The following is an 11,509-nucleotide window of genomic DNA, read 5'->3' as shown; positions in this document are numbered from 1 at the left end:
CAAGCGACTGTTTACTAAAAACACAGGTCCGTGCGAAGTTGTAAGACGATGTATACGGACTGACTCCTGCCCGGTGCTGGAAGGTTAAGAGGACGAGTCAACTCACTTGTGGGTGAAGCTCAGAATTTAAGCCCCAGTAAACGGCGGTGGTAACTATAACCATCCTAAGGTAGCGAAATTCCTTGTCGGGTAAGTTCCGACCTGCACGAATGGAGTAACGACTTGGGCGCTGTCTCAACCATGGACTCGGCGAAATTGCACTACGAGTAAAGATGCTCGTTACGCGCGGCAGGACGGAAAGACCCCGGGACCTTTACTATAGTTTGGTATTGGTGTTTGGTTCGGCTTGTGTAGGATAGGTGGGAGACTGTGAAACCTCGACGCCAGTTGGGGCGGAGTCAACGTTGAAATACCACTCTGGTCGTACTAGATGTCTAACCTAGGACCATGATCTGGTTCAGGGACAGTGCCTGATGGGTAGTTTAACTGGGGCGGTTGCCTCCTAAAGAGTAACGGAGGCGCTCAAAGGTTCCCTCAGCCTGGTTGGCAATCAGGTGGCGAGTGTAAGTGCACAAGGGAGCTTGACTGTGAGACAGACATGTCGAGCAGGGACGAAAGTCGGAACTAGTGATCCGGCCACGGCATGTGGAAGCGTGGTCGCTCAACGGATAAAAGGTACCCCGGGGATAACAGGCTGATCTTCCCCAAGAGTCCATATCGACGGGATGGTTTGGCACCTCGATGTCGGCTCGTCGCATCCTGGGGCTGGAGTAGGTCCCAAGGGTTGGGCTGTTCGCCCATTAAAGCGGCACGCGAGCTGGGTTTAGAACGTCGTGAGACAGTTCGGTCCCTATCCGCCGCGCGCGCAGGAAACTTGAGAAAGGCTGTCCCTAGTACGAGAGGACCGGGATGGACGAACCTCTGGTGTGCCAGTTGTCCCGCCAGGGGCACCGCTGGTTAGCTACGTTCGGAAGTGATAACCGCTGAATGCATCTAAGCGGGAAGCACGTTTCAAGATGAGGTTTCCCACCCCCTCGAGGGGGTAAGGCCCCCACCAGAACAGTGGGTTGATAGGCCGGAGGTGTACAGCAGCAATGCCCAGCCGACCGGTACTAATAGGCCGAGGGCTTGTCCCACACACCACCAGAACAATTACTGCGTGTTCGCGTCCACTACCCAGATCCCGACCAACAAACCCACCCCGAGCAGCCACAACAGCTCACCGGGGCGGAACAAACAACAGAAGAGTTGGTCAACAGAGTTACGGCGGCCATAGCGAACGGGAAACACCCGGACCCATCCCGAACCCGGAAGTTAAGCCGTTCAGCGCCGATGGTACTGCACCCGAGAGGCTGTGGGAGAGTAGGACGCCGCCGGACATCCTTTCGACGAGGGCCACCCAGCAATGGGTGGCCCTCGTTGGCATTTCCGGACCAGGAGGCGTCCACAAGCGGCCCTGACACCGGGTACTCCACAGGGGATCACTCGCTGAGCCCGTGGTGGGGGTGCCGGCGGGGAGGCTGGTCGCGAGGTGATGACCCATGGCCCAGACCGTGTCCGATGACCAGCGGCCCGACAACCAGGTACGGCTCAGCGGCCGTGTGTCGGGCGATCCGGAGCAGCGCGAGATGCCGAGCGGGGACCGCATGTGGTCATTCCGCCTCGTGGTGCCGCGCGCCCAACCACGGGGACGCCAGACCGTCGACGTCGTCGACTGTGCCGTGTGGGGCGGGCGACCGCGTCACACGGTCGCACGGTGGGCGGACGGCGACCTCGTCGAGGTGGAGGGGGCGCTGCGGCGCCGGTTCTTCCGGAGCGGTGGGGCGACGGCGTCGCGGGTGGAGGTGGAGGTGACCAGCGCCCGGATCACTCGTCGAGCAGGGAGCGCATGAGCACTCCGAGCCCGGGCTTGGGCTGGAAGGACGTGGCCTTCTCGGGCAGCAGCCGGTTGCCGGTGACGATCTGGTCGACCAGGTCGAAGTCCGGGGCCGGCATCAGGACGCCCACGCCGCCTGGGGGCACGTGAGCCAGGGTCTCCTCGACCGAGTGGTGGTAGGCGACCTGGCGGCGCGCCGGTGGGAGCCGGGGGACGAGCTCCTCGTGCAGCATCTCCACGGCGGCTCGACCCGGGCTGAGCCGCAGCTCGATCCTGGCCCAGTCGGTGCCGTCGGTCAGCACGAGCGTGCTCGGGCCGAGCGCGGCCATGGCCTGCTGCTCGGTCGCCTCTGCGAAGGACGCCAGCCCGTCGACCGCCCGTCGTACGTCGCGCAGCGACGTGTGGGTCAGCGTCCGGTGGATCGCGCCCAGGAACAGCGGCGTGTCGTCCTGGTCGACCAGCATCGCCAGGCCCCGGTCGGCGGCGGTCCCCGGGTGGGCCTGCTGCATCTGGAGGTACGCCGCGTAGCGGTGGTGCCCGTCGGCGAGGAGGACCCGGCAGTCGGCCAGGTGGGTGGCCAGCGAGGCCAGCTGGAGGGGATCACGGATCGCCCAGACCCGGTTGAAGCGCTCGCTGCGATCGGTGAACTCCGCCCGGGGTCGACCGGCGACCACGTCGTGGACGACCGCCCGGACCTCGGCGGGGCCACGGTGGACGAGGAGGATCGGAGCGGGGTTGAGCCGCATCTGGTGCATGCGCTCGGCGAGCTCGGCACTCTGCTGGGGCTCGACGCCCTCGTGGGGGAGCACCACACGACCGCCTGGCTCGGACGCCCGCTCCGAGACGTCGAGCGCACCGACGAGGCCGCGGACGGTGAGACCGTTGGCGGTGTACTCGTGGAGGTAGAGCGCGGCGTCGGCGTCGTGGACCAGATGCCCCTGGCGTTCCCACCGTCGCAGGCGTTCGGTGACGCCGCGGTAGGGACGGGCGAAGGCCCGGGCCGAAGCCGGGTCACCGACCCGGCGGGAGGAGAGCATCAGCGCCCGGAAGGGCGCGAACCTCAGCGGCCCGGCGACGCCGGCTGGGGAGTCGGGGGCGCCGGAGTCCATCGGAGCATCGTAGGGTGCGCGTGCGACGACCGGGATCGGAGGTGCGTGCCAGTGCTCGGAGCATCGCGACGACCCTTGGTCGAGGTCCACGACCTGGTGATGTTCGACCTCGACGGCGTCCTCTACGTCGGCGAGCACGCCGTCCGGGGGGCCCCCGACCACCTCGCGCGGGTGCGTTCGGCGGGTGTCCACGTCGCCTTCGTCACGAACAACGCCTCGCGTCCCCCGGCTGCGGTGGCCGAGAAGCTCAGCGGGCTCGGCATGCCGGCCAGCAGCACCGACGTCGTCACCTCGGCGCAGGCCGCGGCACGGGTGCTGCTGGACCGGTACGGCGAGGGGGCGCCGGTGTCCGTCCTCGGGGCGCTCGGGCTGCGGGAGGCGCTCACGGAGGTCGGCCTGGTGCCGGTCGCCGTCGACGACGACCGGGCGGTGGCGATCGTCAGCGGGTTCGGACCCGACGTGCGGTGGCGCGAGGTGATGCGGGCGGCGACCCTCGTGAGGTCGGGTCTCCCGTGGGTCGCGAGCAACACCGACCTGACGCTGCCCACCCCCGAGGGAATCTCGCCCGGACACGGCGCCCTCGTCGAGCTGGTGTCGAGGTTCTCCGGGGTCGACCCGGTGGTGGCGGGCAAGCCGCACCCCCCGCTGTTGCGGGAGACGGTCCGGCGGGTCGGGGGCGAGCGGCCGCTGATGGTCGGCGACCGGCTCGACACCGACATCGAGGCCGGCCACCACAGCGGCGTCGACTCGCTGCTGGTGCTCACCGGCGTCACCGGGCTCGAGGAGCTGGCGGCAGCCCGGCCGACGCTGCGACCGACGTACGTCGCGACGGACCTGGGCGGCCTGTTCGACGCCCACCCGCTGCCCGAGCGGCACCCGGACGGCTGGACCCTGGGGGGCTGGACCGCCCGCGTCGACGGCGGTCGGCTGGAGGTGACGGGGGACGGCGACCGGGACGACTGGTGGCGGGTGGTGGCGAGCGCGTCGTGGCAGTTCCGCGACGACACGACGCGGCCTGTGGACACCCATGGGCTGGTCCCGCCCGGGACGGACCCGGCCGGGTAGCCTCGGCGCCATGAGCGAGACGCGTCCCGAGAGCAGTGAGCCGGTCCGGACCGGGGTCGCGGAGGTCGACGCCGTGCTGGAGACGGTCGAGGCACTCGACGACGTGCCGGTCGCGGAGCACCCGCCCGTCTTCGAGGCGGCCCACGAGCAGCTGCGCCGCGCCCTCGACGGCGCCCACTGAGCCGTCGTGGGCCCACGACGCCTGCGCCTGGACGCCGAGCTGGTCCGACGCGGGCTCGCGCGCTCCCGTGAGCACGCCAGCGAGCTCGTCGCCGCCGGCCGGGTGACGGTCTCGGGCGCCCGCGCCACCAAGCCAGCCACGGGGGTCACGACCGACGTGGCCATCGTGGTCCGCGACGACCCCGGACGCCCCGACTACGTCTCCCGTGGCGGCCACAAGCTGGCCGGGGCCCTCGACGCGTTCGCGCCCGGCGGGCTCACGGTCGAGGGCCGTCGGTGCCTCGATGCCGGTGCCTCGACCGGGGGCTTCACCGACGTGCTGCTCCGACGGGGTGCGCGCGAGGTGGTCACGGTCGACGTGGGGTACGGCCAGCTCGCCTGGCCGCTGCGGCAGGACGAGCGGGTCGTCGTGCACGACCGCACCAACATCCGCGAGCTCTCCCTCGACGTGGTCGGGACACCCGTCGACCTCGTCGTGGGCGACCTGTCGTTCATCTCCCTCACGCTGGTCCTCGACGCGTTGCTGGCGGTGACGAGCCCCGACGGCGACCTGGCCCTGATGGTGAAACCGCAGTTCGAGGTCGGCCGCGAGCGCGTCGGCAAGGGCGGGGTCGTCCGCGAGCCGGAGCTCTGGGTGGAGGCCGTGGCGACGGTGGCCGCGGCAGCGGAGTCCCGCGGCTGGGGCACCGTGGCCGTGACCCCGAGCCCGCTGCCCGGTCCCTCGGGCAACGTGGAGTTCTTCCTCTGGCTGCGCCACGGGCCGACCCGGCTCGCCGCGGACGCGCGGGACCGCGTCGTCCGGGCAGGCACCGGTACGTCGGTGCCGGGTGAGAGGGTGGATCCGTGATCCCAGCCGAGACCCGCCGCGTGCTGCTGGTCGCCCACACCGCGCGTGACGAGGCCCGTGAGATCGCCCACGCGCTGGTGCGCGGCCTCCACGAGCACGGCATCGTCGTACGCCTGCTCGCGGACGAGGCCGTCGACCTCGGCCTGGCCGGGCCGGAGGCCGCCGGCCCCCTCCTCGAGCTCGCCGAGGCGACGGCTGCGGCCGGACGCGGGTGCGAGCTGGTGGTGGTCGTCGGCGGCGACGGCTCGATCCTGCGCGCCGCCGAGCTGGCGCATCCCAACGGCACACCCGTGCTCGGCGTCAACCTCGGTCACGTCGGCTTCCTCGCCGAGGCCGAGGTCGAGGACGTGGAGTCCACCATCGAGGCCATCGCCGGGCGCCACTACACCACCGAGGAACGGCTGACCCTCGACGTGACCGTCCACCACGACGGCGACGTCGTGACCAGCACCTTCGCCCTCAACGAGGCGAGCGTCGAGAAGGCCGCGCGGGAGCGGATGCTCGAGGTCGTGCTCGAGATCGACGGTCGCCCGCTGTCCCGGTGGGGCTGTGACGGAGTCGTGTGCGCGACGCCCACCGGGTCCACCGCCTACAACTTCAGTGCCGGCGGCCCCGTCGTGTGGCCGGGGGTCGAGGCGCTCTGCGTCGTCCCCCTCAGCGCGCACGCGCTCTTCGCGCGGCCGCTCGTCGTGGCGCCGACCTCGCTGGTCGCCGTCGAGGTGCTCTCCGGCACCGAGGGAGCGGGCGTGCTGTGGTGCGACGGCCGCCGTACCGTGGACCTGCCACCCGGCGCCCGGATCGAGGTACGCCGGGGCGCTCGTCCGGTCCGCCTGGTCAGGCTCCACCAGGCACCGTTCACCGACCGGCTCGTGGCCAAGTTCGGCCTGTCGGTCGAGGGGTGGCGGGGCGCGGGGGAGCGGCGTCGCCAGGCCGAGGACCGCGATGCTTGAGGAGATCCGGATCGAGTCGCTGGGGGTCATCGACTCCTCCGCGCTCGAGCTCGGCCCGGGCCTGACCGTGATCACCGGTGAGACCGGGGCGGGCAAGACCATGATCGTCACCGCGCTCGGCCTGCTGCTCGGGGGACGGGCCGACAGCGGCGCCGTCCGGACCGGCGCGCGGACCGCGCGGGTGGAGGGCACGGTCGTGGTGGGGTCGCTGCCCGACTTCGGGGCGGCGGTCGACGCGGTCGGCGGCGAGGTCGAGGAGGACCGCGTCGTCCTCGGTCGCACGGTCAGTGCCGAAGGACGATCACGGGCGTTCGCGGGCGGCGCCTCGGTCCCGGTCGCGAGGCTGGCCGAGCTCACCGAGCCGCTGGTGGCGGTCCACGGGCAGTCCGACCAGCACCGGCTGCTGCGACCGGCGGCCCAGCGGGGCGCCCTCGACCGGTTCGCGGGCGAGCCCGTGGCGGAGCCGCTGGCGCGCTACCAGGCGCTCCACGCCGACCTCCGGGCGACCGAGCAGGAGCTCGACGACGTCACCACCCATGCTCGTGACCGGGCCCGGGAGGCCGACCTGCTGCGGTTCGGGCTCGAGGAGATCGGCGCGGTGGAGCCGCAGCCGGGGGAGGACGGCGAGCTGGCTGCCGAGGAGGCGCGGCTCGGCCACGCCGACTCGCTCCGGACCGCGGCCGAGGGCGCCCGGGAGTCACTGTCCAGCGACCTCGACCGGCCCGACGCGCTCGGGGCGGTCGCGGCAGCGCGCGCGGCGCTCGAGAGCGTCCGCGACCACGACCCGGAAGCGGCCGGCCTCGCCGACCGGGTGGCCGACCTGTCCTACGTCCTCGCCGACCTGGCGGCCGACGTGGCCTCCTACGCCTCGGCGCTGGAGACGGACCCGGCGCGGCTCGCTGCCGTGTCCGAGCGTCGCGCGGCGCTGGTGGCGCTCACCCGCAAGTACGGCGAGACCGCCGACGAGGTGCTGGCCTGGCAGGAGCGCTCCGGTCAGCGGCTGCTCGAGCTCGACGGCACCGACGAGCGGATCGAGGTGCTGCGCGCCCGGCGCGAGCAGCTCCACGGCGAGCTGACCGCCGTCGCCGTTGAGCTCTCGGCCGCCCGCGTCGAGGCAGCCGGGCGTCTCGGGACCGAGGTGACCTCCGAGCTGAGCGACCTGGCGATGCCCCACGCCCGGGTCGAGGTCGCGGTCACCACGGGGGAGCGCTTCGGTTCCTCCGGGCGCGACGAGGTCGAGATCCGGCTGGCCGCCAACCTCGGCGCCGACCCCCGACCCTTGGCGAAGGGCGCGTCGGGAGGCGAGCTGTCGCGGGTGATGCTGGCGCTCGAGGTGGCCCTCGCCGGGACTGGACCAGCACCCACGTTCGTCTTCGACGAGGTCGATGCCGGGGTCGGGGGCACCGCCGCGGTCGAGGTCGGCCGACGGCTCGCGCGCCTGGCCCGCTCCGCGCAGGTGCTCGTCGTGACCCACCTGCCCCAGGTCGCGGCCTTCGCGGACCGGCACGTGGTCGTCACCAAGGCCAGCGACGGGACCGTCACCAGCTCCGGTCTGACCGTGCTCGACGACGCCGCTCGGGAGCGTGAGCTCTCCCGGATGATGGCCGGGCTGAGCGAGTCCGACACCGCACTGGCCCATGCCCGGGAGCTGCTCGAGACAGCCCTCTCCTCACGCGCCGCGGGCTGACGCGCCGAACCACCACGGGTCCGCGGAGCGGGTCCCCCCGGCTGACACCATGGCGCCGTGCCTGTCCGCAACAAGACCTCCGCCGCGCTGCCCGGGCTCACCGGGCCGGCGCGCGTCGAACGCCGTACGAAGGTGCTGCTCCCGCGACTGCGTCGCGGCGACGTGGCCGTGATCGACCACCTCGACCTCGACCGCGCGACGGCGCAGGCGCTCGTCGACGCCGAGGTGGCGGCCGTGCTCAACGCCTCTCGGTTCCTGTCGGGGCGCTACCCCGCGCTCGGTCCGGTGGTGCTCGCCGAGGCCGGCATCATGATGGTCGACGGGCTCGAGGGGCTCCAGCACATCCCCGACGGCGCCCCGGTCAGGATCCACGACGAGATGGTCTACGTCTCCGGCAAGCCGGTGGCCCTCGGGCGACAGGTCGACGCCGCGACCTTGCAGGACGAGATGGTGCAGGCGCGCACCGGTCTGATCACGCAGCTGGAGACCTTCACCCACAACAGTGCCGAGTTCCTGCGGCGCGAGGAGGAGCTCCTCCTGCACGGCCAGGGCCTCCCCGTGACCGGGTCGCGCCTGGCCGGACGTCCCGTGATCGTGGTGGTCGAGGGACACGAGCACCGCGCCGAGCTGGCAGCGATCAAGGCCTTCGTCCGGGAGCGTCGCCCGGTCCTGATCGGGGTCGACCGCGGGGCCGACGCGCTCCGCGAGGCCGGCCACACCCCGGACCTGGTCGTGCTCGGCAACGGGGGAGACGAGCTGCCCCAGGCGGCGACCCTCCGGGCTGCCCGCGACGTCGTGGTCCGGGTCGACCGTGGCGACCGTCGACCGCTCGAACACCTCGAACGACTGGGGATCCGGGCGCTCCGGGTCGAGAGCTCGGCGACCGCCGAGGACCTCGCGCTGCTGCTGGCCGACGCCGGGGACGCCTCGGTGATCGTGGGAGTGGGCATGCACGCCACGCTCGACGACTTCCTGGACCGGCAACGGGCCGGCCTCGCCAGCACCTACCTCACCCGGCTCAAGGTCGGGCAGCGACTGGTCGACGCGACGGCCGTGCCGACCCTCTACTCCGGACGGCTGCGCCCACGGCACCTCTTCCTGGCGCTGCTGGTGGGGGTGGTCGCCCTGGTGGCTGCCCTCGGCACCACGCCCGTGGGCCAGGACTGGCTTGCGGAGGCGTGGACATGGCTCGAGACGTTGCGCGTCGACGCCTCGGGGTGGTTCGCGTGACGCTCGTACGCCGACACCTCGTGGCTGCCGTCTCGCTCGTGCTGGCCCTCGCCACGGGCATCGCCCTGGGGGCGGGGCCGTTGAGCCGCGAGACCCTGGTGCCGACCCGCGCCGAGACTCCCGCGACGCCCGTGGCGCCCGCCGAGGACGAGGTCGCCGACGACCTGGCCACCTCGGTCGCGCCGACGCTGACCCGCGAACGGCTCTCGGGCCGGACGGTGGCCGTCCTCGCGACGCCAGGGGCCGACCAGGAGGCCGTCGACGCGCTCGTCGTCGGCGTCGAGCAGGCCGGCGGCACCGTGGCCCGCTGGGAGATCGGGACCTCGCTGGTCGCGGCGGGGGAGACCGCGCTGGTCGACACCCTCGGCGAGCAGCTGCTCGAGCAGCTCGGGAGCGAGGTGGCCGACGCCGAGGCGCCGCCGTACGAGCGGATGGGGCAGCTGCTCGGGGTCGCGGTCGCGACCTCGGGACGGTCCGAGGTCGCCGGCAAGGACGAGACGACCGTGCGGCAGAGCATCGACGCCGCCGAGCTGCTCACCTCGACGTCCGAGGAGCCCCGGCTCGCGCCGCTGGTCCTCGTGGTCCTCGGCAACGACACCGAGGACGCCATCGTGGCGGGCCTCACGACCGGGCTGGCCGACCGGGCGCGCGACGTGGTCGTCGCCGCTCCTGAGCGGTCCGGCGACCTCGCGGTGGTCGAGGAGCTCGGCCTCGCCTCGACCGTCGACGGCGTCGACGGGGCGGCCGGTCAGCTGGCCGCCGTGCTCGCGCTCGGTGTGGCCGAGGACACCGAACCCGGGGCCTACGGTGCGTCGGGTGCCGACGGCGTGCTCCCGCTCCGGTAGGATCAAAGTCCGTGAAGCATGCGACGCCGGTCAAGCACGTGTTCGTCACCGGAGGCGTCGCCTCCTCCCTCGGGAAGGGACTCACGGCCTCGAGCCTGGGCAACCTCCTGAAGGCCCGCGGGTTGCGGGTGACCATGCAGAAGCTGGACCCCTACCTCAACGTCGACCCCGGGACGATGAACCCGTTCCAGCACGGCGAGGTGTTCGTGACCAACGACGGGGCCGAGACCGACCTCGACATCGGCCACTACGAGCGGTTCCTCGACACGGACCTGTCCCAGATCGCCAACGTGACGACCGGGCAGGTCTACTCCAGCGTCATCGCCAAGGAGCGCCGCGGCGACTACCTCGGTGACACCGTCCAGGTGATCCCCCACATCACCAACGAGATCAAGGACCGGATCCTCGCGATGGGGCGGGGCGAGGGCGAGGACGCCGTCGACGTGGTCATCACCGAGATCGGCGGCACCGTGGGCGACATCGAGTCGCTGCCGTTCCTCGAGGCGGCCCGGCAGACGCGCCACGAGATCGGCCGCGACAACTGCTTCTTCATCCACGTCTCGCTGGTGCCCTTCATCGGGCCCTCCGGCGAGCTCAAGACCAAGCCGACCCAGCACTCCGTCGCGGCGCTGCGCTCGATCGGCATCCAGCCCGACGCGATCGTGTGCCGCGCCGACCGGGAGCTGCCGGCGGGCATCAAGCACAAGATCTCGCTGATGTGCGACGTCGACGACGAGGCGGTCGTGACCGCCGCCGACGCGCCGTCGATCTACGACATCCCGAAGGTGCTGCACCGCGAGGGCCTGGACGCCTACGTCGTACGCCGCCTGGACCTGCCGTTCCGCGACGTCGACTGGACGACCTGGGACGACCTGCTGCGGCGCGTCCACCACCCGAACGAGGAGGTCACGGTCGCGCTGGTCGGCAAGTACGTCGACCTCCCCGACGCCTACCTCTCGGTCGCCGAGGCGCTGCGCGCGGGTGGCTTCGCCCACGAGGCGAAGGTGCACCTGCGGTGGATCCCCTCCGACGAGTGCGCGACCCCCACCGGCGCCGCCAAGCAGCTGAGCGACGTCGACGCGGTCTGCGTCCCCGGGGGCTTCGGCATCCGCGGCATCGAGGGCAAGCTGGGCGCCCTGACCTATGCCCGCACCCACGGGATCCCCACGCTGGGCCTGTGCCTGGGGCTGCAGTGCATGGTCATCGAGTTCGCCCGCAACGTCGCCGGCCTGGAGAAGGCCGGCTCCTCGGAGTTCGACCCCGAGGGTCCGGAGCCGGTGATCGCGACGATGGAGGAGCAGAAGTCCTTCGTCGAGGGCGCCGGCGACCTGGGCGGCACGATGCGGCTCGGCCTCTACCCGGCGCAGCTGGTCGAGGGCAGTGTCGTCCGCGAGGCGTACGGCGAGGCGACCATCCAGGAGCGCCACCGCCACCGCTACGAGGTCAACAACGACTACCGCGACCAGCTCGCGGAGGCCGGCCTCGTCTTCTCCGGCACCAACCCCGAGCTGGGACTGGTGGAGTTCGTCGAGCTGCCGCGCGAGGTGCACCCCTACTACGTGGCGACGCAGGCGCACCCCGAGCTGCGCTCGCGTCCCACCCGCCCGCACCCGCTGTTCAGCGGGCTGGTCGGTGCCGCCATCGAGCGGCAGCGCTCGGAGCGGTTCCCGATCGACGAGACCGGGCTGCGTCGCCCCGCCGCCGACGAGGACTGAGCGCG

The 11,509-nt window shown here is 71.8% G+C and carries 10 protein-coding genes and 2 rRNA genes (1 of these 12 cut by a window edge); 11 read left to right on the top strand and 1 reads right to left on the bottom strand.

What is annotated here, in order from left to right; genetic code table 11:
* The 3 genes from EXE57_RS02685 to EXE57_RS02675 form a co-directional block, all read left to right on the top strand.
* Positions 1-1,136, top strand: a 23S ribosomal RNA gene (locus EXE57_RS02685) (it extends 2,010 nt beyond the left edge of the window).
* Positions 1,137-1,262: 126 nt separating this feature from the next.
* A 5S ribosomal RNA gene (rrf, locus tag EXE57_RS02680) occupies positions 1,263-1,379 on the top strand.
* A 162-nt stretch (positions 1,380-1,541) separates the two neighbouring features.
* On the top strand, positions 1,542-1,892 hold the full coding sequence (locus EXE57_RS02675) for a single-stranded DNA-binding protein (RefSeq protein ID WP_135073766.1): 351 nt from the start codon (positions 1,542-1,544) through the stop codon (positions 1,890-1,892).
* Here the strand turns inward: EXE57_RS02675 and EXE57_RS02670 are convergent.
* Entirely contained in the window at positions 1,867-2,985 is a 1,119-nt protein-coding gene (locus tag EXE57_RS02670; protein WP_135073764.1) for a DUF1015 family protein, read from the bottom strand. The genes EXE57_RS02675 and EXE57_RS02670 overlap by 26 nt on opposite strands.
* A 75-nt stretch (positions 2,986-3,060) precedes the next feature.
* Here EXE57_RS02670 and EXE57_RS02665 point away from each other — a divergent pair, with 75 nt between their 5' ends.
* Genes EXE57_RS02665 through EXE57_RS02635 form a run of 8 tightly spaced genes read left to right on the top strand, consistent with a single transcriptional unit; the run spans position 3,061 to position 11,504 of the window.
* A complete protein-coding gene (locus tag EXE57_RS02665; protein WP_244246962.1) occupies positions 3,061-4,050 on the top strand; it encodes an HAD-IIA family hydrolase in 990 nt (329 codons plus the stop codon).
* A gap of 10 nt (positions 4,051-4,060) precedes the next feature.
* A complete protein-coding gene (locus EXE57_RS19580; RefSeq protein ID WP_167305794.1) occupies positions 4,061-4,231 on the top strand; it encodes a hypothetical protein in 171 nt (56 codons plus the stop codon).
* A gap of 6 nt (positions 4,232-4,237) precedes the next feature.
* Complete coding sequence (locus tag EXE57_RS02660) at positions 4,238-5,077, top strand: TlyA family RNA methyltransferase (protein ID WP_135073762.1); 840 nt, start codon at positions 4,238-4,240, stop codon at positions 5,075-5,077.
* The gene (locus EXE57_RS02655) at positions 5,077-6,027 is read left to right on the top strand and encodes an NAD kinase (RefSeq protein WP_208543041.1); all 951 of its coding nucleotides are present in this window, start codon (positions 5,077-5,079) and stop codon (positions 6,025-6,027) included. Before EXE57_RS02660 ends, EXE57_RS02655 begins: the two co-directional genes overlap by 1 nt.
* Complete coding sequence (gene recN, locus EXE57_RS02650) at positions 6,020-7,714, top strand: DNA repair protein RecN (protein ID WP_135073760.1); 1,695 nt, start codon at positions 6,020-6,022, stop codon at positions 7,712-7,714. Before EXE57_RS02655 ends, recN begins: the two co-directional genes overlap by 8 nt.
* A gap of 57 nt (positions 7,715-7,771) precedes the next feature.
* On the top strand, positions 7,772-8,944 hold the full coding sequence (gene steA / locus EXE57_RS02645; RefSeq protein ID WP_135073758.1) for a putative cytokinetic ring protein SteA: 1,173 nt from the start codon (positions 7,772-7,774) through the stop codon (positions 8,942-8,944).
* Entirely contained in the window at positions 8,941-9,789 is an 849-nt protein-coding gene (locus EXE57_RS02640) for a copper transporter (protein WP_167305793.1), read from the top strand. The genes steA and EXE57_RS02640 overlap by 4 nt, the downstream gene beginning before the upstream one ends.
* A gap of 11 nt (positions 9,790-9,800) precedes the next feature.
* Complete coding sequence (locus tag EXE57_RS02635; RefSeq protein ID WP_135073754.1) at positions 9,801-11,504, top strand: CTP synthase; 1,704 nt, start codon at positions 9,801-9,803, stop codon at positions 11,502-11,504.
* Positions 11,505-11,509: the final 5 nt, after the last annotated feature.

The sequence above is a fragment of the Nocardioides euryhalodurans genome (assembly GCF_004564375.1).
Taxonomy (GTDB): Bacteria; Actinomycetota; Actinomycetes; order Propionibacteriales; family Nocardioidaceae; genus Nocardioides; species Nocardioides euryhalodurans.
Note: the sequence above shows the minus strand (reverse complement) of the source record. Positions and strands in the feature narration are given on the sequence as shown.